The organism is Candidatus Pantoea deserta (assembly GCF_003813865.1).
In the GTDB taxonomy this organism is placed as follows: domain Bacteria; phylum Pseudomonadota; class Gammaproteobacteria; order Enterobacterales; family Enterobacteriaceae; genus Pantoea; species Pantoea deserta.
Genome location: NZ_RMVG01000001.1, coordinates 287,282 through 310,083, shown reverse-complemented (window position 1 = coordinate 310,083; position 22,802 = coordinate 287,282). Strand labels below are relative to the sequence as shown.

Here is a 22,802-nt window from a genome sequence, read left to right as displayed (position 1 = left end):
GGGGTTTTTTACATCCGTAATCAGGTAATCAGAGGAGATTTCCCCCATGAAGTTGTACGCCCGTGATGCCCATCTCGATCTCTCTTTTCCCCATGTGATGGGTATTTTAAATGTCACGCCGGACTCCTTCTCTGATGGTGGAAAGCATAACTCGCTGGTGGAAGCGCTCACTCACACCAATGAGATGGTCAATGCCGGGGCAACCATTATCGACGTCGGCGGCGAGTCGACGCGGCCAGGCGCCGATGACGTCAGCGTGGAAGAAGAGCTGGCGCGCGTCATCCCTGTTGTGGAAGCCATCGCGCAGCGCTTTGAAGTCTGGATCTCTGTTGACACCTCTAAGGCTGAGGTTATCCGCGAAGCCGCGAGAGCGGGCGCTCACATCATCAATGACATTCGCTCCCTGTCAGAGCCAGGGGCACTGGAAGCGGCCGCGGCGGCCGATCTGCCGGTTTGCCTGATGCATATGCAGGGCGAGCCGCGCACCATGCAGCAGGCGCCTGAATATCAAAACGTGGTGAGCGAAGTCGATGCTTACTTCGTCGATCAGATAGCGCGCTGTGAAGCCGCCGGTATCAAAAAAGCGAATCTGCTGCTCGACCCTGGCTTCGGTTTCGGTAAGAATCTCAACCACAACTATGAGCTACTGGCCCATCTGAGCCATTTTCACCACTTTGAACTGCCGCTGCTGGTAGGCATGTCGCGTAAGTCGATGATTGGTCAGCTGCTGAATGTCGGTCCGTCCCAGCGCCTGACAGGCAGCCTGGCCTGCGCAGTGATTGCCGCTATGCAGGGCGCGCAGATCATTCGTGTGCATGACGTAAAAGAGACGGTCGAAGCGATGCGCGTTGTCGAAGCGACACGGCGAGCAAAAGGATAATTAAGGCATGAGTAATCGTAAATATTTCGGTACAGATGGCATTCGCGGCAAGGTTGGCGAAGCGCCAATCACCCCTGATTTTGTACTGAAACTGGGCTGGGCGGCAGGCAAGGTGCTGGCGCGTCACGGTTCTAAAAAGGTGCTGATCGGCAAAGACACGCGCATCTCCGGCTACATGCTGGAGTCGGCGCTGGAAGCAGGCCTGGCGGCGGCGGGGCTGTCCGCTGCCTTTACCGGTCCAATGCCAACGCCCGCTATCGCCTATCTGACGCGCACGTTCCGCGCCGAGGCCGGCATTGTGATCTCTGCATCGCACAACCCGTTTGACGACAACGGCATCAAATTTTTCTCTGCCGAGGGCACCAAGCTTCCTGATGAAGTGGAAGAGGCGATTGAGCTGGAGATGGAGAAGCCGCTGACCTGCGTAGAGTCCGCCGAGCTGGGACGCGCCAGCCGCATCGTGGATGCCGCAGGGCGCTATATCGAATTTTGTAAAGGCACCTTTCCCAGCGAACTCAGCCTGAATGGTCTGAAAATCGTCGTGGACTGTGCCAATGGCGCAACCTACCACATCGCGCCAAACGTGCTGCGCGAACTGGGCGCGACCGTGATTGCCATCGCGACGCAGCCTGATGGCATGAATATCAACAAAGAGTGCGGCGCGACCGATCTGCGTATGCTGCAACAGCGCGTGCTGGCCGAGAAGGCCGATCTGGGGCTGGCTTATGACGGCGACGGCGACCGCATCATGATGGTGGATCACCTGGGCGCGAAAGTAGACGGCGACCAGATCCTCTACATCATCGCGCGTGAAGGGCTGCGTCAGGGACAGCTGCGCGGCGGCGTGGTGGGCACGCTGATGAGTAATATGGGCCTGGAGCTGGCGCTTAAGCAACTGGGTATTCCTTTTGCGCGCGCGAAAGTGGGCGACCGCTACGTGCTGGAAAAAATGAAGGAAAAACACTGGCGTCTTGGCGCGGAGAACTCTGGCCACGTTATTCTGCTGGATAAAACCACCACCGGCGACGGTATCGTGGCAAGTTTGCAGGTGCTTACTGCTATGGTGCGCAACCATATGAGCCTGCACGACCTGTGCAGCGGCATGAAAATGCTGCCGCAGGTGCTGGTGAATGTGCGCTTTAGCGGAGACAGCGATCCGCTGGACGCTGAATCGGTAAAAAGCGTGACGGCGGAAGTTGAAAAAACTCTGGCCGGACGCGGACGCGTGCTGCTGCGCAAGTCGGGCACCGAGCCGCTGATTCGCGTGATGGTTGAAGGTGAAAATGAAGCGCAGGTCACCGAACTGGCGCATCGTATCGCCGAGCAGGTAAAGGCCGTTTAACGGGCGAACGGCGGTCGGTTTTCCCGCTGATCCGCCGTTAAAATCATCACGATGGCGCTTTTTTCCGCAGTCAGTCGCATCAAAGAAAATTGCGCTTGCAGAGGGGTACGCCTTTGGTTAGTATTCACACCCGCTTCTGATGGGTGATGACGACACGGCCCATCGATACTGGTTGAAGCTTAACTGTGCGGTTATCGCGCAAGGAAACAGGTTGATTATGTACGAAGCTCTTTTAGTTATTTTCCTTATTGTGGCCATCGCCCTTGTGGGTCTGATCATGCTGCAACAGGGTAAAGGCGCTGATATGGGAGCCTCATTTGGTGCAGGCGCATCCGCAACGCTGTTTGGTTCTACGGGTTCTGGCAACTTCATGACGCGTATGACCGGCATTCTCGCGGCGCTGTTCTTCATCATCAGCCTGGTTCTGGGTAACCTGAACACCAATAAGACTTCACAGGGAAGCAAGTGGGAAAATCTGTCAGCGCCGGCTCAGTCAACGCAACCGACTCAGCAGCCTGCACAACCGGCCGCGCCGGGTAACGATATTCCTAAATAAATTCGTCAACGCTTGCGACGCGACAGTATCAGGTCGTAGTCCATTAAGTGCCGAGGTGGTGGAATTGGTAGACACGCTACCTTGAGGTGGTAGTGCCCGATTGGGCTTACGGGTTCAAGTCCCGTCCTCGGTACCAAATCTGGTTTTACTTGCAAATATCGCAAGATCGGCGTAACATTCGTCACGTTTTCGGACGCGGGGTGGAGCAGCCTGGTAGCTCGTCGGGCTCATAACCCGAAGGTCGTCGGTTCAAATCCGGCCCCCGCAACCACTTTCCCTTAGAGTTCTTTTTCAAATATACTGTATGCATCGACGGGCGCATCGCAGCGAGTTTTGAAAAAAATTCTTCTGGACAGTGCCGAGCCGCATTGCGGCATACAGGGTCCAGTCACAAAAAGCCCCGAATTTTCGGGGTTTTTTGTTATCAGGAAATCGCATCACTGGGCTATTAAGCCCTTTTTTTATGTCTTGGGGGTGGGCTTGTCCACATTAGAGCAAAAATTGACAGAGTTGGTATCGGCTCCGGTAGAAGCGCTCGGCTACGAACTGGTTGGTATTGAATTTGTTCGCGGTCGCACATCAACCCTGCGCATCTATATTGATAGTGAAGATGGCATCAATGTCGACGATTGCGCGGATGTCAGCCACCAGGTAAGCGCGGTTCTGGATGTGGAAGATCCCATCACCGTGGCTTACAACCTTGAAGTCTCCTCACCGGGACTGGATCGCCCTATGTTTACCGCCGAACACTATGTGCGGTTTACCGGCGAAGAAGTGAGTCTGGTCCTGCGCATGGCGGTGCAAAACCGCCGCAAATGGCAGGGCATCATCAAGTCGGTTGAAGGCGAGATGGTGACGGTGACCGTTGAGGGTAAAGATGAGGTGTTCGCGCTGAGCAATATTCAGAAAGCGAACCTGGTCCCCCACTTTTAAAAGTCCGGATTGAGGCTAACCAGGATGAACAAAGAGATCTTAGCTGTTGTAGAAGCCGTTTCTAACGAAAAAGCCCTGCCGCGTGAGAAAATCTTCGAAGCGCTGGAGAGCGCGCTGGCAACTGCAACCAAAAAGAAATACGAGCAAGAGATTGACGTTCGCGTCAGCATTGATCGTAAAAGCGGCGACTTCGACACTTTTCGCCGTTGGGAAATCGTAGAAGAAGTTACGCAGCCGACGCGCGAGATCACGCTGGAAGCAGCCCGCTTCGAAGACGAAGCGTTCAATCTGGGCGATTACGTTGAAGATCAGATCGAATCGGTCACCTTTGACCGTATCACCACGCAGACGGCGAAGCAGGTTATCGTGCAGAAAGTGCGCGAAGCCGAACGCGCCATGGTGGTCGATCAGTTCCGTCAGCACGAAGGCGACATCATCACCGGCGTGGTGAAGAAAGTGAACCGCGACAATATCACGCTGGATCTCGGCAGCAACGCCGAAGCGGTGATTTTGCGTGAAGACATGCTGCCGCGTGAAAACTTCCGCCCAGGCGACCGTATCCGCGGCGTGCTTTACGCCGTACGTCCGGAAGCGCGCGGCGCGCAGCTGTTCGTCACCCGCTCTAAACCGGAAATGCTGATCGAACTGTTCCGCATTGAAGTGCCGGAGATTGGCGAAGAAGTCATCGAAATTAAAGCGGCGGCTCGCGATCCTGGCTCACGCGCTAAAATTGCGGTGAAAACCAATGACAAACGCATCGACCCGGTTGGCGCGTGCGTCGGTATGCGCGGCGCTCGCGTTCAGGCCGTTTCCAGCGAGCTGGGCGGCGAGCGTATCGACATCGTGCTGTGGGATGACAACCCGGCGCAGTTTGTTATTAACGCCATGGCTCCGGCTGACGTGGCGTCAATCGTGGTTGATGAAGATAACCACACCATGGATATCGCTGTTGAAGCCGGCAATCTGGCTCAGGCGATTGGCCGTAACGGCCAAAACGTGCGTCTGGCTTCCCAGCTGAGCGGCTGGGAGCTGAACGTGATGACCGTCGATGATTTGCAGGCGAAACACCAGGCCGAAGCGCATGCTGCTATTGATATGTTTACTAAACATCTCGACATCGACGAAGAGTTCGCCACCGTACTGGTGGAAGAGGGCTTCTCTTCGCTGGAAGAGCTGGCATACGTGCCGATCAACGAACTGCTGGACGTTGATGGTCTGGATGAAGAGACCGTAGAAGCCCTGCGTGAACGAGCCAAAAATGCGTTAACCACCCTGGCGCTGGCGAAAGAAGAGAGCCGTGGAAATCAGGAGCCTGCTGAGGATCTTCTGAATCTCGACGGTCTGGATCGTACGCTGGCGTACCGCCTGGCGGCGAAAGGCGTTTGCACGCTGGAAGATCTCGCCGAGCAAGGTGTCGACGACCTGACGGATATTGAAGGGCTGAATGATGAGCAAGCCGGCGCGCTGATTATGGCCGCGCGAAATATCTGCTGGTTCGGCGATGACGCGTAATAACAGGAAGGAACAGCATGACAGATGTAACCGTAAAATCGCTGGCCGCAGAGATTCAGACCCCGGTCGATCGCCTGGTTCAGCAATTTGCTGACGCAGGGATCCGCAAGTCGGAGAACGACGCGGTCACGCAGCAAGAAAAAGAAACTTTATTGTCTCACCTCAATCGCGAGCATGGTCAGACCGGCTCAGGCAAGTTAACATTGCAGCGTAAGACACGCAGTACCTTGAATATCCCAGGCACCGGGGGTAAAAGTAAATCGGTGCAAATCGAAGTCCGCAAAAAGCGCACCTATGTAAAAGGTGATGCGGAAGCTGAACAGGCAGAAGCAGAAGCCCAGGCTCAGCGTGAAGCGGAAGAAAAGGCGCAACGCGAGGCTGAAGAACAAGCCCGTCGCGAAGCTGAAGAAAAAGCGCAACGTGAAGCCGAAGAGAAAGCCAAGCGCGAAGCCGCTGAAAAGGCGAAGCGTGAAGCAGCGGAAAAAGAAAAAGTGACGAATCATCAAACCGACGATATGACCAAGGCTGCGCAGTCTGATAAAGCCCGTCGCGAAGCGGAAGCGGCTGAACTGAAGCGTAAAGCAGAAGAAGAAGCGCGCCGCAAGCTGGAAGAAGACGCTCGCCGCGTAGCTGAAGAAGCGCGCCGTCTGGCGGAAGAGAAATCAGCCGAATGGGAAAAACCAGAGGAAGAGGATAAAGGCGACTATCACGTCACCACCTCGACTCATGCCCGTCAGGCAGAAGACGAAAACGACCGCCAGGTAGAAGCGGGACGCGCGCGTGCGCGTACTACCGCTAAAGCAACGCGCCCGGCGAAAAAAGGCAACAAACACTCTGAAGCCAAAACCGATCGTGAAGAAGCGCGTGCCGCTATTCGCGGCGGCAAAGGCGGCAAACACCGTAAGCCGAGCGCCTTGCAGCAGGGCTTCAACAAGCCGGCTCAGGTTGTTAACCGTGACGTCATCATCGGCGAAACCATCACCGTAGCCGAACTGGCTAACAAAATGGCGGTGAAAGGTTCGCAGGTTATTAAAGCGATGATGAAGATGGGCGCGATGGCGACCATCAACCAGGTTATCGATCAGGAAACCGCTCAGCTGGTCGCGGAAGAGATGGGTCATAAAGTGATCCTGCGCCGTGAGAACGAGCTGGAAGAAGCGGTAATGAGCGATCGTGATACCGATGCCGCGCAGGAATCTCGCGCGCCGGTCGTGACCATTATGGGCCACGTTGACCACGGTAAAACCTCTCTGCTGGATTACATCCGTTCGACCAAAGTCGCCTCTGGCGAAGCGGGCGGTATTACTCAGCACATCGGTGCATACCACGTCGAAACCGACAACGGCATGATCACCTTCCTGGACACCCCTGGCCACGCCGCGTTTACCGCGATGCGTGCGCGTGGTGCGCAGGCGACCGACATCGTTATCCTGGTCGTGGCCGCAGACGACGGCGTGATGCCGCAAACTATCGAAGCAATCCAGCACGCGAAAGCGGCCGGCGTGCCGGTAGTGGTTGCCGTCAACAAGATTGATAAGCCAGAAGCCGATCCGGATCGCGTGAAGAACGAGCTGACGCAGTACGGCATCATCCCGGAAGAGTGGGGCGGCGAAAACATGTTCGTCAACGTCTCTGCGAAAGCCGGTACCGGTATCGACGATCTGCTGAACGCGATTCTGCTTCAGGCGGAAGTGCTGGAGCTGACCGCTATCCGTGAAGGTATGGCGAGCGGCGTGGTAATCGAATCCTTCCTGGATAAAGGACGTGGTCCGGTTGCGACCGTGCTGGTACGCGAAGGTACTCTGAACAAAGGCGACATCGTGCTGTGCGGCTTCGAATATGGCCGTGTTCGTGCGATGCGTGACGAACTGGGTCGCGAAGTGCTGGAAGCGGGCCCGTCTATCCCGGTTGAAATCCTCGGTCTGTCCGGCGTGCCGGCAGCGGGTGATGAAGCGACCGTGGTACGTGACGAGAAGAAAGCGCGTGAAGTCGCTCTCTATCGTCAGGGCAAATTCCGCGAAGTGAAACTGGCGCGTCAGCAGAAAGCCAAGCTGGAGAACATGTTTGCTAACATGACCGAAGGCGAAGTGTCTGAACTGAACATCGTCCTGAAGTCTGACGTACAGGGTTCTGTAGAAGCGATCTCCGACTCGCTGCTGAAACTCTCTACCGACGAAGTGAAGGTGAAGATTATCGGTTCGGGCGTGGGTGGCATCACCGAAACCGACGCCACGCTGGCGGCAGCGTCCAACGCTATCATCCTCGGCTTCAACGTGCGTGCCGATGCCTCTGCGCGTCGCGTTATTGATGCTGAAAACGTCGACCTGCGTTACTACTCCGTTATCTATAACCTGATTGACGAAGTGAAAGCAGCGATGAGCGGTATGCTGGCGCCGGAATTCAAACAGCAGATTATCGGTCTGGCTGAAGTGCGCGACGTGTTCAAATCACCGAAGTTTGGCGCAATCGCGGGCTGTATGGTCACCGAAGGCAACATCAAACGTCACAACCCGATCCGCGTTCTGCGCGACAACGTGGTTATCTATGAAGGCGAGCTGGAATCTCTGCGCCGCTTTAAAGATGACGTCAACGAAGTGCGTAACGGCATGGAGTGTGGTATCGGCGTGAAGAACTACAACGACGTTCGCGTTGGCGACATGATCGAAGTGTTCGAAGTAATTGAAGTTAAGCGCACCATCGAGTAATTATTCAGCGATGTGTTGCAATTTGGGAGGCCGCTGGCCTCCCGAATTATTTTGGAGAGATGATTATGGCGAAAGAATTTGGCCGCCCACAGCGCGTGGCGCAGGAGCTGCAAAAAGAGATCGCAATCATTTTGCAGCGCGAGATCAAAGATCCGCGTCTCGGCATGATGGTTACGGTATCTGGCGTGGAAGTGTCGCGCGATCTCGCTTATGCCAAAGTATTTGTCACCTTCCTCAACGATCAGGACGAGGATGCGGTGAAAAACGGCCTGAAGGCGCTGAAAGAGGCGTCGGGCTATATCCGTATTCTACTTGGTAAGGCCATGCGTCTGCGCATCGTGCCGGATCTGACCTTCTTCTACGACAACTCGCTGATTGAAGGTATGCGCATGTCGAACCTGGTCTCTAACGTGATCAGAAGCGATGTCGAGCGTCGCGGGGAAAACCCGGCGGAAGATGACAAGGAGGACTGATGAGTCGTCCTCGTCGTCGCGGCCGCGACGTCCACGGCGTGTTTCTGCTGGATAAACAGCAGGGCGCGTCGTCCAACGATGTGCTGCAAAAAGTTAAGCGCCTGTTTAACGCGAATAAAGCGGGCCATACCGGCGCGCTCGATCCGCTGGCGACCGGCATGCTGCCGATCTGCCTAGGCGAAGCCACCAAATTTTCCCAGTATCTGCTCGATTCAGACAAGCGTTATCGCGTTATCGCGCGCCTCGGCGAGCGTACCGATACTTCTGACGCCGACGGCAATCTTATCGACACGCGTCCGGTGACGTTTAGCCAGCAAGAGCTTGATGCTGCGCTGGACAGTTTCCGCGGCGACACGATGCAGGTGCCGACGATGTTTTCAGCGCTGAAGTATCAGGGCCGCAAGCTGTATGAATACGCGCGCGAAGGCATCACCGTCCCGCGTGAAGCGCGACCGATTACGGTGTTTGAGCTGCAATTTATCCGTTGGGAAGGCAGTGAGCTGGAGCTGGAAATTCACGTTTCCAAAGGCACCTATATTCGTACCATTATCGACGATTTGGGTGAAAAGCTTGGCTGCGGCGCGCATGTAATTATGCTGCGTCGTTTGCAGGTCGCTCGTTACCCCATCGAAAAGATGATGACTCTGGAACAGCTTCAGGCCATTGCGGCCGAGGTCAACGTGGCGGAGACGCCGGATTATGCGCCGCTCGACGCGCTGTTGCTGCCAATGGACAGTCCGGCAGAAGATTTTCCCGTGGTGAATCTGCCGTCTTCCGTTGCGGCCTTTTTCAAACAGGGAATGCCCGTTCAGGCGACAAATGTGCCGCCACAGGGACTGGTTCGCGTCACAGAAGGTGACGACGGCAAATTTATCGGCATGGCCGAAGTCGCCGATGACGGACGGGTAGCGCCGCGTCGTCTGGTGGTAGAGTTCCCCGCGTAACGCTTCTTGTCATTACCGGTTACGGCGCATTTGCGTTGCTATCGGGTGAAGAGTAGAATAGTGCGGCTTTAAAGCGGGTAGCTGAATTAGAGATCGGCGCCCATACATTCATTTATTACTGGAGTTTATTATGTCTCTAAGCGTAGAAGCTAAAGCAGAGATCGTTGCTAAATACGGTCGTGGTGCTAACGACAGCGGCTCAACCGAAGTTCAGGTTGCTCTGCTGACTGCTCAGATTAACCACCTTCAGGGTCACTTCTCTGAGCACAAAAAAGACCACCACAGCCGTCGCGGTCTGCTGCGCATGGTATCCCAGCGTCGTAAGCTGCTGGACTACCTGAAGCGTAAAGACGTTGCACGCTACACCAGCCTGATCGAAAGCCTGGGTCTGCGTCGCTAAGTCTGAAGAATCTGATCAAAGAGGTAATGCAGGCAACCTGCAAAAAAACGCATCTTGCGATCAGATTCGTGCGAGTTTCACGAAAAGGGGGCCTTTATGGCCCCTTTTTTCGAGCAATGCGCAGCAATCCGGACCAAACTCATGTATTGTTGCAGTGAGTGATCTTCGTTTGCAGAGGTTCGCGCGGCTAATGAGAGGCTTTACCACAGATTCGGTTAAAGGTTGTCATTAGTCGCGAGGATGCAACTGAAGATCGGTAATCCATGGCACGCCAGAAAGGCGTTGCCCCGAAGTTAAGGAATTAATTTTGCTGAACCCGATCGTACGTCAATTCCAATATGGTCAGCATACCGTCACGCTGGAAACCGGCATGATGGCGCGCCAGGCCACCGCAGCCGTAATGGCCAGCATGGACGACACTGCGGTATTCGTTACCGTTGTTGGTCAGAAAAAAGCCAAACCAGGTCAGGACTTCTTCCCGCTGACCGTTAACTACCAGGAGCGTACCTACGCTGCTGGACGCATCCCTGGCAGCTTCTTCCGTCGCGAAGGCCGTCCGAGCGAAGGCGAAACCCTGATCGCGCGTCTGATTGACCGCCCGGTGCGTCCGCTGTTCCCGGAAGGTTTCGTTAACGAAGTTCAGGTTATTGCTACCGTGGTCTCTGTTAACCCGCAGGTTAACCCGGACATCGTTGCGATGATTGGCGCGTCTGCCGCGCTGTCTCTGTCGGGTATTCCGTTTAACGGCCCGATCGGCGCAGCGCGCGTCGGTTACATCAACGATCAGTATGTGCTGAACCCGACCGCTGACGAAATCAAACAGTCTCGTCTGGATCTGGTGGTTGCCGGTACGCAGAACGCGGTGCTGATGGTTGAATCCGAAGCGGACATCCTGACCGAAGAGCAGATGCTGGGCGCCGTGGTCTTTGGCCATGACCAACAGCAGGTTGTGATTGAGAACATCAATTCTCTGGTTGCAGAAGCGGGCAAACCGCGCTGGGACTGGCAGCCTGAGCCAGCTAACGACGCGCTGATCGCACGCGTTGCCGCGCTGGCTGAAGCGCGCATCAGCGACGCTTACCGCATTACCGACAAGCAGGAGCGTTACGCACAGGTTGGCGTTATCAAAGACGAAACCATCGCTGCGCTGCTGGCCGAAGATGAGACGCTGGACGAGGCCGAAATCGGCGACATCGTTCATAGTCTGGAAAAGAACGTGGTGCGTACCCGTATTCTGAACGGCGAGCCGCGTATCGATGGCCGTGAAAAAGATATGATCCGTGGTCTGGACGTGCGCACTGGCGTACTGCCGCGTACTCACGGCTCTTCTCTGTTTACCCGTGGCGAAACGCAGGCGCTGGTAACCGCGACCCTGGGTACCGCGCGTGATGCGCAGAACCTGGATGAGCTGATGGGCGAACGCACCGACAGCTTCCTGTTCCACTATAACTTCCCTCCGTACTCGGTCGGTGAAACCGGTATGGTTGGCTCGCCGAAGCGTCGTGAAATCGGTCACGGCCGTCTGGCGAAGCGCGGCGTGCTGGCTGTCATGCCGAAGCAGGAAGAATTCCCGTACACCGTACGTGTGGTGTCAGAGATCACCGAATCAAACGGTTCTTCTTCTATGGCTTCCGTCTGCGGCGCATCGCTGGCGCTGATGGATGCCGGCGTGCCGATCAAAGCCGCCGTTGCCGGTATCGCGATGGGCCTGGTAAAAGAAGACGAGAAGTTTGTCGTTCTGTCTGACATCCTCGGCGACGAAGATCACCTCGGCGACATGGACTTCAAAGTAGCCGGTAGCCGTGAAGGTGTGACCGCGTTGCAGATGGACATTAAAATCGAAGGCATCACCCGCGAAATCATGCAGGTTGCGCTGAATCAGGCCAAAGGCGCGCGTCTGCACATCCTGGGCGTGATGGAGCAGGCTATCAGCACGCCGCGTCAGGAAATTTCTGAGTTCGCGCCGCGCATTTACACCATCAAGATCAATTCCGACAAGATCAAAGATGTGATTGGTAAAGGCGGTTCCGTGATCCGTGCGCTGACCGAAGAGACCGGCACCACCATCGAAATCGAAGACGACGGCACCGTGAAAATCGCGGCAACCGACGGTCTGAAAGCGAAAGAGGCGATTCGTCGCATCGAAGAGATCACCGCTGAGATCGAAGTCGGTCGCGTTTATACCGGTAAAGTCACTCGCATCGTTGACTTTGGCGCCTTCGTCGCCATTGGCGGTGGTAAAGAGGGTCTGGTTCACATTTCTCAGATCGCCGACAAGCGCGTTGAGAAAGTGACTGATTACCTGCAAATGGGCCAGGAAGTACCGGTTAAAGTACTGGAAGTGGACCGTCAGGGCCGCGTCCGTCTGAGCATCAAAGAAGCGACAGAGTCTAAGCCTCAGGCTGAAGACGCTGCAGCAGTCAACGTGTCAGACGCCGAGTAATTTCCTGTATGCCTCTCTCGCGCTGAACGCGCGGGAGAGGCATTAGTGTCATCGCGAGGGCAGGAATCCTTGTGCACAGCAGCCGGATGACAGGAGCGTTATCCTAATGTTTGTATTCGGGAGTGGGAAATGAAGCCTTTTTTGCGCTGGTGTTTTGTTGCGACAGCTATCTCGCTGGCAGGATGCAGCAACTCCAATTGGCGTAAGAACGAAGTTCTTGCAGTACCTTTACAGCCCACACTGCAACAGGAAGTGATTCTGGCGCGAATGGAACAAATTCTTGCCAGTCGCGCCCTTACCGATGATGAACGCGCACAGCTGTTATATGAGCGCGGAGTGTTGTATGATAGTCTCGGTCTGAGAGCACTGGCGCGGAACGATTTCTCGCAAGCGCTGTCTATAAGACCTGATATGCCGGAAGTGTTTAACTATCTCGGCATATATTTAACGCAGGCAGGCAATTTTGATGCTGCCTATGAAGCGTTTGATTCTGTACTTGAGCTTGATCCAACTTACAACTATGCGCATTTAAACCGTGGTATCGCCCTCTATTACGGCGGTCGATACAAGTTAGCGCAAGATGATCTGCTGGCGTTTTATCAAGACGATCCCAACGATCCTTTCCGCAGCCTGTGGCTCTACCTCGATGAAAGCGAGATGGACGCCGACAAGGCAAAAGTGGCGCTACAACAGCGTTACGACAAAGCGGCCCGCGATCAGTGGGGATGGAACATTGTCGAGTTCTACCTTGGCGACATCAGTGAAAGCACGCTGATGGAACGTCTCAAGGCAGACGCAACGGATAACACCTCGCTCGCTGAACATCTCAGTGAAACCAACTTCTATTTAGGTAAGCACTACCTAAGTCTGGGGGAGAAGGACAACGCGAAAGCGCTGTTCAAACTGGCGGTGGCCAACAACGTCAATAACTTTGTTGAACACCGATACGCATTGTTGGAACTGGCGCAACTCGGCCAGGCACAAGACGATTTATCAGAATCTGACCAGCAATAGCTGACGAACTTTTATTGCCTGAAGTACCCGTTAAGTCATCATCTTCCGGGATGAGGGCTTTTCTGTTCGTCGAAACTTCTAATTTGAGCCGGTTCACACTTTTTGATGAAAATGACTGAAAATTTTCACGACGAGTTATGTAGACTGGCCGCCGCAATCTAAGAGGCACGTGTACTACATGACTGATATCCAAACCACTTTTTCTGATCTGGGCCTGAACGCCGACATCCTTGAATCACTGAACGGCATGGGCTACGTTAAGCCTTCTCCGATCCAGGCTGAGTGTATTCCTCACCTGCTGGCGGGCCGTGACGTGCTGGGTATGGCGCAGACCGGTAGTGGTAAAACAGCGGCCTTCTCGCTGCCGCTGTTAAACAACATCGATCCTTCTCTGCGCGCGCCGCAGATCCTGGTGCTGGCACCGACCCGCGAACTGGCGGTTCAGGTTGCTGAAGCAATGACTGAATTTTCTAAACACATGCGCGGCGTTAACGTTGTTGCGCTGTACGGCGGCCAGCGTTATGACGTGCAGCTGCGCGCGCTGCGTCAGGGCCCGCAAATTGTCGTAGGTACGCCGGGCCGTCTGCTCGACCACCTGAAACGCGGTACGCTGGATCTCTCCAGCCTGCGCGGTCTGGTACTGGACGAAGCAGATGAAATGCTGCGCATGGGCTTCATCGAAGACGTTGAAACCATCATGGCGCAGATCCCGGAAGGTCATCAGACCGCGCTGTTCTCAGCGACCATGCCGGAAGCGATTCGCCGCATCACTAAGCGTTTCATGAAAGATCCGCAGGAAGTGCGTATTCAGTCCAGCATTACTACGCGTCCGGACATCAGCCAGTCTTACTGGACGGCGTACGGCCGTAAAACTGACGCGCTGGTGCGTTTCCTGGAAGCGGAAGACTTTGACGCCGCTATTATCTTCGTGCGCACTAAAAACGCCACGCTGGAAGTGGCCGAAGCGCTGGAGCGTAACGGTTACAACAGTGCTGCGCTGAACGGCGACATGAACCAGGCGCTGCGTGAGCAGACGCTGGAGCGACTGAAAGACGGTCGTCTCGACATCCTGATCGCTACCGACGTTGCGGCGCGTGGTCTGGACGTTGAACGTATCAGCCTGGTCGTTAACTACGACATTCCGCTGGATGCCGAGTCTTACGTACACCGTATCGGTCGTACCGGCCGTGCGGGCCGTGCAGGCCGCGCAATCCTGTTCGTTGAGAACCGCGAACGCCGTCTGCTGCGCAACATTGAGCGCACCATGAAGCTGACCATTCCAGAAGTGGAACTGCCGAACGCAGAACTGCTGAGCACTCGTCGTCTGGCGAAATTCGCCGCCCGCGTTCAGCAGCAGCTGGAAAGCAGCGATCTGGACCAGTACCGCGCGCTGCTGGAGAAACTCTCTCCGCAGGGTGAAGACGAGCTGGATATGGAAACGCTGGCCGCTGCGCTGCTGAAAATGGCACAGGGCGAACGTCCGCTGATCGTACAGCCGGATGCACCGCGTCCGCAGCGTCGTGAGTTCCGCGATCGTGACGATCGTCGTGATGACCGTCGTGGCAGCCGCGATGCGCGTGACAGCCGTGAAGGTGGCGATCGTCCGCGTCGCGAACGTCGTGACGTTGGCGAGATGGAACTGTACCGCATTGAAGTGGGTCGCGACGACGGCGTTGAAGTTCGTCATATCGTTGGCGCTATCGCTAACGAAGGCGACATCAGCAGCCGTTACATCGGTAACATCAAGCTGTTCGGTTCACACTCAACGATCGAACTGCCGAAAGGTATGCCGGGCGAAATCCTGCAACACTTCACCCGCACGCGTATTCTGAACAAACCGATGAATATGCAGCTGCTGGGCGATGCTCAGCCGCAGAGCGAGTCGCGCGGCGAGCGTCGCGGCGGTGGTCGTGATTTCGGCGGCGAGCGTCGTGGCGGCAACCGTGAAGGCGGTCGTGAAGGCGGACGTCGTTTCTCTTCCGAGCGTCGCGAAGGCGGTCGTGAAGGCGGACGCAGCAGCTTCAGCCGTGAAGGCGGTCGTGGTCCGCGTCGCGAAGAGGGTGGCGCAGCCGCTCCGCGTCGTCGCGAATTTTAATTATCGGCCACGCTGATAAACAGAGAGGGAAGCCTGCGGGCTTCCCTTTTTTTTACCTTACGCGCCGCCCGCTATCAGGACGCGCTCGCCGCTCACGTAGGCGGCCTCCTCAGACGCCAGAAACAGCGCCACCTGCGCGACGTCTTCCGGCAGTCCAAAGCGTCCCAACGGCGTTGCCGCCAGCAGCTGCGCCTTAAGTTGAGGGTTAAGTTTCTTTGCCGCCAGCAATCCTTCCGTCAGAATAATACCCGGCGCCAGCGCGTTAACGCGGATATTGCGCGGTCCCAGCTCACGCGCCAGCCCCTGGGTCAGGGTATCAATCGCCCCTTTGGTGGTAGCCCAGAGTACCGAACCCGGCGTGCTCTGCTGACTATTCAGCGCGCTCAGATTGATAATGCAGCCGCCCTGAGCGGGAAAGCGCAGGGCCGCCTGCTGGCAAACCAGCAGCGTGCCGAGCACGTTCACGTTAAGCTGCTGCTGCATATCGAGCAGGCTCAGGCTGTTAAACTCGCCGTGATGAAACTGACCGGCATTGTTGACCACAATATCGGGCACGCCAAAATGCGCCTGCGCGGTGTCGAACAGGCGCACCACATCCTGTTCACGAGAAATATCCGCCTGCACCGCCAGGCCCTCGCCGCCGAGGGTACGGATGTCGCTCACCACGTCCGCCGCACCCACTTCATCCTGACGATAGTTGACCACCACGCGCGCGCCAGCGGCGGCATAGGCCGTGGCAATCGCCGCGCCGATCCCTTTTGAGGCTCCTGTCACCAGCGCAATTTTTCCTCTAAGTGCTTTCATGTTGTCTCTCCACCTGAGTCTCGCGTTTGCAAAATATGCGCTTTCAGGCCGATTGTGCGGTAGCGCAATCCTGCAAGTCTCTTGCACGATCCTGCAAATCTCACGGCGAGACGGCTGCGTCCGCTGACGATTCAGGTAACATAAACACAACAGATCACGGCGGTCACCGGGGAGAAAAAATATGGCGCAGTCGGCGCAGCTACAGCATCTGGCACAGCTTATCGCTCGTCATGCCGTGGACGATGGCCGCCACAGCAGCGCCATTGATTTTCTCTTTTTCGGCCGCAGCTCCAGACCATCCGAACCGGTTTATCATGCTCAATGGGCCAGCTTTGCGCTGGTAGCGCAGGGCGGCAAAGCGCTGCGCATAGGAGAAGAGATTATCCATTACGGACCCGGCGATCTGCTGCTGGTGACCATGGATATGCCGGTACGATCCTGCGTGACGGTGGCGACGCCGGAAGAGCCGAATCTGGGCATTGGCATTACCATCAATGAGTCCCGGCTGATGCACTATCTCGATACCTTTCCGCTTACGCTCTCGCAGACGGAGGCGCGCACCGAGCGCGGCATTGCCGCACATAAAGTTTCGCCCCTGCTGGTGGATGCGGTGATTCGTTTGATTCGCCTGCTGGATCAGCCGCAGGACATCGCCGCGCTGGCTCCGCTTATTGAGCAGGAAATTTTTTATCGCCTGCTGACCGGCCCGGAAGGGGGACGCATCCTCAATATGGCGCTGTCGGAGCGACCCGGCAACAAGGTGGCGCGGGCGGCGCGCTGGCTGCGCGAGAACTTCCATCAGCCGCTGAAAATCGGTCATCTCGCCAGCAGCGTTGGCATGAGCGCCTCATCGCTGCATCACCATTTCAAAGCGGTAACCGCTATGACGCCGATGCAGTATCAGAAGCAGCTGCGCCTTAATGAGGCGCGTCGCCTGATGATGGTAGACAAACTGGATGCAGGCACGGCGGGGTATCGCGTAGGGTATCAGAGCGCGTCGCAGTTCAGTCGCGAATACAGCCGTTTTTACGGGCAGTCACCCGCGCGGGACGTGCGCCAGCTAGCGGAGGGCGCGCAGTAGCCGCCTCCGCCGCCGGGAAGGATCAGAGCGAACGCGCGGCTTCCATCGCGATAGCAAAGGAGCGCAGGCGCGCTTCGGTATCAAAGATTTGACCGTTAACCATAATCTCGTCTGCCTGAGTTTCACGCACCAGCGCCGCCAGGCCGTGCCGCACCTTATCGGTATCGCCGACCAGCGACATGCTCAGCGCCTGCTGTACGCCATACTGCTCAGACGGCGACCACAGGTTGTCCATGTTCTCCACTGGCGCGGGCAGCGGGCCGGGTTTGCCGCGGCGCAGGTTAATAAACTGCTGCTGCTGCGAGGTAAACAGAAAGCGCGCGTCGCGCTCGTTGTCGGCGGCCACCACGTTGACGCAGACCATGGCGTAGGGCTTCTCCAGACGCGCCGACGGCTGAAATTTTTCACGGTAAACATGCAGCGCCTGGAACAGCAGGTCGGGCGCGAAGTGCGATGCGAAGGCAAAGGGCAGGCCGAGCTGGGCCGCCAGCTGCGCGCTATAAAGGCTGGAGCCTAACAGCCAGACCGGGATTTTCATACCGAGTCCCGGCACGGGCTGGACCGCCGGCTGCGCATCTTTATCGGCGTCAAACCAGTTAATCAGCTCCTGCACATCTTCCGGGAAGGTATCCGCCTGGATGCTGGAGAGGTGACGGCGCAGCGCCATCATGGTGCGCTGATCGGAACCCGGCGCGCGGCCCAGGCCTAAATCGATGCGGCCAGGATAGAGCGACTCCAGCGTGCCGAACTGTTCGGCGATCACCAGCGGCGCGTGGTTTGGCAGCATAATCCCGCCCGATCCCAGATGCAGCGTCGTGGTGTTGGCCGCCAGGTAGCCGATCAATACCGAGGTCGCCGCGCTGGCGATGCCGGTCATATTATGGTGTTCGGCCAGCCAGTAACGCTCATAGCCCAACGTTTCCGCCTGACGTGCCAGCGCCAGCGAAGTTTGAAAGGCATCGCGCGCGGTTGAGCCTTGAGGAATCGGTGCCAGATCCAACACCGAAAGACGAAGATTTTTTTTCTCAGACATGGGCACTCCAGTTGGGTATGGCGCAGGTGATGATTGACCTGCACCCGTCAGTATTACGTAATAATGCCCATATTAAAACTGCTAACAACGGCAGGCGGCTAGCCTGTATGTGCCTTTCAGGAAGACGTGAGCGTCATGCCGGCGACTTTGCGCCAGTAGCCGTTACAGTCATTGCCCGAGGCCATCATTAATGGAGCCTGACCCGCTTCGTTGGCGCGGAAACGCGGGATTTCATCCAGCGTCGCGGCGCTTTGCGGCGACAAACGCAGCACATCAACCCAGCCCCGCATGCCCGCCAGATCGTTACCGAGGTTGTAGCAGTAGCCGCTCATGGTCTGAATACCATTCAGTACAAAGACCTGTTGACCCTCCTGCGAATGAACGCGACGGCCGTTAGGGTAGTTAATACAGCAGGTCTGGCAGTCATCTTTCGCGCGATGCTCGGCGCGGGCGGTAAAGCAGCGCGCCGATAGCGCCAGCGGCAGATAGCCGTAGCCCAGCACTTCAACCTGAAACCGATCGCGAATGTTGCGCTCCTCGCTCTGCTGCAACAGCTGTAGCAGCCAGTCGCGCGACATTTCGACCGGCATGCACCAGCGCACCATGCCTTCCTTTACCAGCAGATGCAGCGTATCGACGTTATAGACGTTGAGCGTCGGGCCGGCAACAAAAGGAAGCTTACGTTCGGCGGCCATATTTACCGTGCCAAAATCGTTCGCCTCAATCAGAAACTCGCCGTTTTCGACATAGCGCTTTAGCTCTTTTAGCTCTGAAGGCGACTGCAACAGCGCCAGCGTGCTCAGCACCACCTGCTTGCCGCTGGCCGCCAGCTCGCGCGCCATCTCCATCCAGCGCTGAAACGGGGTGGCGCGTCGTTTACTGCACACCGCCTCGCCAAGACAGACGATCTCCGCGCTGCTGTTCGCCGCCTGCTGGTAAAAGTCCGCCAGCTGTTCTGTCGGCCAGTACCACAGCACCGGACCGATTGCGTATTGCATGTTGTTCTCCTTACTGCCATTCCCGGTGATAGGCACCGAGTGTGGTCTGTGAACCTTCGGACAGGGCGTCCAGCGCCGCCATCCACGCATCTGTGACCGCGAAACTTTCCGGCGCGCTTTTACAGCGATCGATGGCCTGACGCCAGACGCGAGCCACCTGCGCCACATAGGCCGGGCTGCGCTGACGTCCCTCGATTTTCACCGAGGCGACGCCCGCGCGCAGCAGCTCCGGCAGCAGCGTCAGGGTATTGAGGCTGGTGGGTTCTTCCAGCACGTGATAGCGCTGGCCGTCAACCTGGTAGCGTCCTTTGCACAGCGTGGGGTAGCCCGCGCTCTCATCGGGCGCGTAGCGGTCAATCAGCACATTGTTAAGGCGCGACTCCATGCCGTTGGGCGTTTGCTGCCAGCGCACAAACTCCGCGGGCGAACAGGCCCCGGCGCTATTGGGCGACTCGCCCGTCAGCCAGGAAGAGAGGTAGCAGCGGCCCTCGGCCATAATGCACAGGCTGCCGAAGGCGAACACCTCCAGCGGCACCGGCGTGTCGCGCGCCAGCTGCTTAACCTGATGCAGCGACAGCACGCGCGGCAGCACCACGCGGCTCAGCGCGAAGTGCCGATGGTAGAAGCGCACCGCCTCCAGGTTAGTGGCGGAGGCCTGCACCGACAGATGACGCTCAACCTCTGGATAGCGCTGCGCCGCATACTCCAGCGTGGCGACATCGGCAAGGATCAGCGCATCCGCGCCGTTTTGCGCCGCCACGTCAATGGCGCGTCGCCAGCGGCCTGTGCCGTCGGGATGGGCGAAGGTATTGATAGCCACGTGTAATTTACGGCGATGCTGGTGCAGATAACGCGCCGCTTCCAGCAGCTTCTTATCGGTAAAATTCAGCCCGGCAAAGTGGCGCGCGTTGGTGTCATCTTTCAGACCGACATACACCGCATCCGCGCCATTCTCTACCGCTGAACGCACGGCAGGCAAATTCCCGGCCGGACACAGCAGTTCCATAGTGATTCCTCGTCGACAGGACAAGGCGTCGAGTCTAGGCAAGCCGCTAAAGACAAATGTTGATTTGAGGCAGTGAATAGCCAGTTGGTCAGGCGGATGGCGTAATTTTCATCCAGGGAGGCAGCGAAATTATTGATCCAGACTGCGGCGCGCGGCGCTGGATATGGCAATATACCTGAAATTTTCTAAAGGGAGAGACGTCCGTGTTCGAGCAATTACACGTTGAGTTAGTAAAAAAAGCGCCTAAATTCCTGTCGTTACCAGTTTCACTGACGCCATTCCCGTTGAAAAAGTACTTTCTGCAACAACTCCTAAACTGGCAATTTCGCCATGCTTTAGCGGAAGGTGAGTTAGACTTTCTGCAAGCGCGTCATCTGGGTATTGAGATCGCAGATGTTAACTTACGCTGGATTACCACCATTGAAGAGGGGCAGCTCAGGGTTGTGCAGGATGCGGAGGCAGACGTCTGGTTTCGCGGCAATGCCAATGATCTGCTGCTGGTCGCCGCCCGTAAAGCGGACCCCGATATGCTGTTTTTCCAGCGTCGTCTGCTGATTGAAGGCGACACAGAGCTGGGACTGGAGGTGAAAAACCTGATGGATGCTCTGGAGCTTGAGGCTATGCCCACGGCGTTGCGTACGGGACTGCATCAGCTGGCAGCCTTTGTTGAGGCAGGAATGAAACAGGACGCGAAGGCCGCACAGGCGCGCGCGGAGAGTGTATGTTAATTCGCACAGAAATAGGGGTGGATGCGGCAAGCATCGACAGTTTATTAAGACGTAGCTTTAAGACCGACGCAGAAGCCGAACTGGTTCAGCAGCTGCGGGAAGATGGCCTGCTGACGCTGGGCGTGGTAGCGACAGACGACGAAGGACAGGTGCTGGGCTACGCGGCTTTCAGCCCGGTTATGCTACAGGGCGAAGATCGTAACTGGGTCGGCCTGGCCCCGCTGGCGGTCGACGAAAGCGTTCGCGGCCAGAAAATCGGCGAGCAGCTTATTTACGCCGGACTCGATACGCTGAACGAATTCGGCTACAGCGCGGTGGTGGTGTTAGGCGATCCCGCGTACTACAACCGCTTCGGCTTTGAATCGGCGGCGCGCCACGCGCTGCACTGCCGCTGGCAGGGAACGGAGGCGGCCTTTCAGGTCTATCGTCTGGCGGAGGATGCCTTTGTCGGCGCAGAAGGGCTGGTGGAATTTGCCGAGCCGTTCAACCGTTTTGCGTAAGCCAGCTGGCGAGACAGTCGGGCTGATGCGCCACCAGCCGCAGCTTTTGCTGTCGGCTGAGCTGCTTGACCCGGTACTCCAGACGCGAGGCTGCCGCGCGATCGCCTGCCTCGCAGCGGTAGACCAGCGCCAGCGGGCCTTTGCCGCGAAGCGCGCGCGCGCCGCGTCCGCTCCGGTGCTGCTCTACGCGCCGCGCCACGTCGGTCGAGATGCCGGTATAGAGCACGCCTGCCGCCGTTTGAACGATGTAAAGCTGCCAGCCTTCATTCATAATATGCATCCCTGAACTTTTTCTGCCGGGCAGTGTAGCGCGCCAGCGGCGCGGCGGCTATCCGGCACTCTTTGCCCGGAGCAAAACAGCGTGTCTGACCATTCCCATCTGGTGCGTTACCTGAAGAAACAGCATGTCCTTTCCCTCTGTTGCTATGCTGGCGATGATGTCTGGTGCGCCAACTGCTTTTACGTGTTTGATGAAGCGCGTATGGCGTTCTGGCTAATGACCGAACCCGACACGCGCCACGGCGTGTTGCTCCAGGCGAATCCTCAGGTGGCCGGGACGGTGAACGGCCAGCCGAAAACGGTGCTGTTGATCAAGGGCGTGCAGTATCGCGGAAAAGGAGTGCGGCTTGAGGGAGAAGCGGAAGCGCAGGCGCGCAGGATTTATCAGAAGCGTTTTCCGGTCGCGCGCAAAGTCACAGCGCCGCTGTGGGAGATCCGGCTTGATGAGGTCAAAATGACCGATAATGCGCTGGGCTTTGGTAAAAAGATCGTCTGGCGACGCGAGGAAGCGTGAATCCCTTTCCCCGCAGGGAAAGGGAAAAGGGCGTTACAGCGCCTGCAAAATACGCAGCGACTCGCGGTTAAACGCGGGCAGATCGTCGGGCGTTCGGCTGGTCACCAGACGATCGTCATCCACAATCACCTCTTCGTCATAGAAATCGGCGCCGGCATTGCGCAGGTCGATAGCGATCGCCTTCACGCAGGTCATTTTGCGGCCGCGCACGCCGTTAGCGCTGATCAGCAGCTGCGGCCCATGGCAGATGGCAAAAATGGGTTTGCCGCTGGCGACAAACTCTTTGGTAAAAGCGACAAAACGGTCATCGCTACGCAGCGAATCGGGTGAGTGTCCGCCGGGCAGCAGCAGCGCGTCATACTCTGCCGGGCTGGTGTCGTCGATGGCGCGATCAATTTTTACCTGCGCTTCGCCCTGTTTGCCGGTGACGGTTTTACCCGCCTCTTTCTCAATGGTTACCACCTCAAAGCCCGCCTGCTTGTAAGCGTCGGCCGGCGAGGTAAATTCTGAGTCTTCAAATTCATCGGTAATCAGCACCGCAATCTTCTTGCTCATCTTTCCC

At 57.0% G+C, this 22,802-nt stretch carries 23 protein-coding genes and 2 tRNA genes; 19 read left to right on the top strand and 6 right to left on the bottom strand.

The genetic code is table 11. From position 1 onward, the window contains the following. Positions 1 to 46: 46 nt before the first annotated feature. The 15 genes from folP to BBB56_RS01360 all read left to right on the top strand — a co-directional run bounded on the left by folP (position 47) and on the right by BBB56_RS01360 (position 15,297). On the top strand, positions 47 to 880 hold the full coding sequence (folP, locus tag BBB56_RS01430; protein ID WP_123798154.1) for a dihydropteroate synthase: 834 nt from the start codon (positions 47 to 49) through the stop codon (positions 878 to 880). 7 nt (positions 881 to 887) lie between these two features. Next, positions 888 to 2,222, top strand: coding sequence for a phosphoglucosamine mutase (glmM, locus tag BBB56_RS01425; protein ID WP_123798153.1), 1,335 nt, complete (start codon positions 888 to 890; stop codon positions 2,220 to 2,222). A 217-nt stretch (positions 2,223 to 2,439) separates the two neighbouring features. Beyond that, on the top strand, positions 2,440 to 2,778 hold the full coding sequence (gene secG, locus BBB56_RS01420; protein WP_123798152.1) for a preprotein translocase subunit SecG: 339 nt from the start codon (positions 2,440 to 2,442) through the stop codon (positions 2,776 to 2,778). A gap of 49 nt (positions 2,779 to 2,827) precedes the next feature. After that, positions 2,828 to 2,914, top strand: a tRNA-Leu gene (locus tag BBB56_RS01415). A gap of 58 nt (positions 2,915 to 2,972) precedes the next feature. Further along, a tRNA-Met gene (locus BBB56_RS01410) sits at positions 2,973 to 3,049 on the top strand. Positions 3,050 to 3,258: 209 nt separating this feature from the next. Beyond that, positions 3,259 to 3,711: a ribosome maturation factor RimP gene (rimP, locus tag BBB56_RS01405; protein WP_147402108.1), complete on the top strand. Its 453-nt coding sequence runs from the start codon at positions 3,259 to 3,261 to the stop codon at positions 3,709 to 3,711. Positions 3,712 to 3,735: 24 nt separating this feature from the next. After that, the gene (gene nusA / locus BBB56_RS01400; RefSeq protein WP_123798151.1) at positions 3,736 to 5,223 is read left to right on the top strand and encodes a transcription termination factor NusA; all 1,488 of its coding nucleotides are present in this window, start codon (positions 3,736 to 3,738) and stop codon (positions 5,221 to 5,223) included. Between the two features lie 17 nt (positions 5,224 to 5,240). Further along, on the top strand, positions 5,241 to 7,928 hold the full coding sequence (gene infB, locus BBB56_RS01395; RefSeq protein ID WP_123798150.1) for a translation initiation factor IF-2: 2,688 nt from the start codon (positions 5,241 to 5,243) through the stop codon (positions 7,926 to 7,928). 65 nt (positions 7,929 to 7,993) lie between these two features. Further along, positions 7,994 to 8,401, top strand: a complete 408-nt coding sequence (rbfA, locus tag BBB56_RS01390; RefSeq protein WP_123798149.1) for a 30S ribosome-binding factor RbfA — start codon at positions 7,994 to 7,996, stop codon at positions 8,399 to 8,401. Next, complete coding sequence (gene truB / locus BBB56_RS01385) at positions 8,401 to 9,345, top strand: tRNA pseudouridine(55) synthase TruB (protein WP_123798148.1); 945 nt, start codon at positions 8,401 to 8,403, stop codon at positions 9,343 to 9,345. Before rbfA ends, truB begins: the two co-directional genes overlap by 1 nt. 130 nt (positions 9,346 to 9,475) lie before the next feature. Then, positions 9,476 to 9,745, top strand: a complete 270-nt coding sequence (rpsO, locus tag BBB56_RS01380; RefSeq protein ID WP_010615981.1) for a 30S ribosomal protein S15 — start codon at positions 9,476 to 9,478, stop codon at positions 9,743 to 9,745. 307 nt (positions 9,746 to 10,052) lie between these two features. Further along, positions 10,053 to 12,188 carry a polyribonucleotide nucleotidyltransferase gene (pnp, locus tag BBB56_RS01375; protein ID WP_123798147.1) on the top strand — a complete coding sequence of 712 codons (2,136 nt, stop codon included), beginning with the start codon at positions 10,053 to 10,055 and terminating at the stop codon, positions 12,186 to 12,188. A gap of 129 nt (positions 12,189 to 12,317) precedes the next feature. After that, positions 12,318 to 13,202 (top strand): lipoprotein NlpI, encoded by an 885-nt coding sequence (gene nlpI, locus BBB56_RS01370; protein WP_123798146.1) that lies wholly within the window; start codon positions 12,318 to 12,320, stop codon positions 13,200 to 13,202. Between the two features lie 105 nt (positions 13,203 to 13,307). Further along, a complete protein-coding gene (gene yrbN, locus BBB56_RS23950) occupies positions 13,308 to 13,364 on the top strand; it encodes a protein YrbN (RefSeq protein ID WP_100229640.1) in 57 nt (18 codons plus the stop codon). A 16-nt stretch (positions 13,365 to 13,380) separates the two neighbouring features. Then, entirely contained in the window at positions 13,381 to 15,297 is a 1,917-nt protein-coding gene (locus tag BBB56_RS01360) for a DEAD/DEAH family ATP-dependent RNA helicase (protein ID WP_123798145.1), read from the top strand. 57 nt (positions 15,298 to 15,354) lie between these two features. Here the strand turns inward: BBB56_RS01360 and BBB56_RS01355 are convergent, their stop codons facing one another. Continuing rightward, positions 15,355 to 16,101 (bottom strand): SDR family NAD(P)-dependent oxidoreductase, encoded by a 747-nt coding sequence (locus BBB56_RS01355; protein ID WP_123798144.1) that lies wholly within the window; start codon positions 16,099 to 16,101, stop codon positions 15,355 to 15,357. Between the two features lie 181 nt (positions 16,102 to 16,282). Between BBB56_RS01355 and BBB56_RS01350 the strand changes: the two genes are divergently transcribed. Further along, on the top strand, positions 16,283 to 17,182 hold the full coding sequence (locus BBB56_RS01350; protein ID WP_123798143.1) for an AraC family transcriptional regulator: 900 nt from the start codon (positions 16,283 to 16,285) through the stop codon (positions 17,180 to 17,182). 22 nt (positions 17,183 to 17,204) lie between these two features. Here the strand turns inward: BBB56_RS01350 and BBB56_RS01345 are convergent, their stop codons facing one another. The 3 genes from BBB56_RS01345 to ubiU all read right to left on the bottom strand — a co-directional run bounded on the left by BBB56_RS01345 (position 17,205) and on the right by ubiU (position 20,219). Then, positions 17,205 to 18,215 carry a luciferase-like monooxygenase gene (locus BBB56_RS01345; protein ID WP_123798142.1) on the bottom strand — a complete coding sequence of 337 codons (1,011 nt, stop codon included), beginning with the start codon at positions 18,213 to 18,215 and terminating at the stop codon, positions 17,205 to 17,207. Positions 18,216 to 18,331: 116 nt separating this feature from the next. Further along, on the bottom strand, positions 18,332 to 19,213 hold the full coding sequence (locus BBB56_RS01340) for a U32 family peptidase (RefSeq protein ID WP_123798141.1): 882 nt from the start codon (positions 19,211 to 19,213) through the stop codon (positions 18,332 to 18,334). A gap of 10 nt (positions 19,214 to 19,223) precedes the next feature. Then, positions 19,224 to 20,219: a ubiquinone anaerobic biosynthesis protein UbiU gene (gene ubiU, locus BBB56_RS01335; protein ID WP_123798140.1), complete on the bottom strand. Its 996-nt coding sequence runs from the start codon at positions 20,217 to 20,219 to the stop codon at positions 19,224 to 19,226. A 203-nt stretch (positions 20,220 to 20,422) separates the two neighbouring features. Here ubiU and ubiT point away from each other — a divergent pair, with 203 nt between their 5' ends. Both ubiT and BBB56_RS01325 read left to right on the top strand, forming a co-directional pair. Further along, positions 20,423 to 20,947 carry a ubiquinone anaerobic biosynthesis accessory factor UbiT gene (gene ubiT, locus BBB56_RS01330; protein WP_123798139.1) on the top strand — a complete coding sequence of 175 codons (525 nt, stop codon included), beginning with the start codon at positions 20,423 to 20,425 and terminating at the stop codon, positions 20,945 to 20,947. Further along, positions 20,941 to 21,447 carry a GNAT family N-acetyltransferase gene (locus BBB56_RS01325; protein WP_123798138.1) on the top strand — a complete coding sequence of 169 codons (507 nt, stop codon included), beginning with the start codon at positions 20,941 to 20,943 and terminating at the stop codon, positions 21,445 to 21,447. Before ubiT ends, BBB56_RS01325 begins: the two co-directional genes overlap by 7 nt. On the opposite strand, the gene BBB56_RS01320 is transcribed toward BBB56_RS01325, so the two are convergent. Then, positions 21,431 to 21,718, bottom strand: a complete 288-nt coding sequence (locus BBB56_RS01320; RefSeq protein ID WP_123798137.1) for a GIY-YIG nuclease family protein — start codon at positions 21,716 to 21,718, stop codon at positions 21,431 to 21,433. The two genes, BBB56_RS01325 and BBB56_RS01320, sit on opposite strands and share 17 nt — an antisense overlap. A 90-nt stretch (positions 21,719 to 21,808) precedes the next feature. On the opposite strand from BBB56_RS01320, the gene BBB56_RS01315 reads away from it, so the two are divergent. Continuing rightward, a complete protein-coding gene (locus BBB56_RS01315; protein WP_123798136.1) occupies positions 21,809 to 22,240 on the top strand; it encodes a YhbP family protein in 432 nt (143 codons plus the stop codon). A 33-nt stretch (positions 22,241 to 22,273) separates the two neighbouring features. Here BBB56_RS01315 and BBB56_RS01310 read toward each other — a convergent pair whose 3' ends face one another. Further along, complete coding sequence (locus BBB56_RS01310) at positions 22,274 to 22,795, bottom strand: type 1 glutamine amidotransferase domain-containing protein (RefSeq protein ID WP_123798135.1); 522 nt, start codon at positions 22,793 to 22,795, stop codon at positions 22,274 to 22,276. Positions 22,796 to 22,802: the final 7 nt, after the last annotated feature.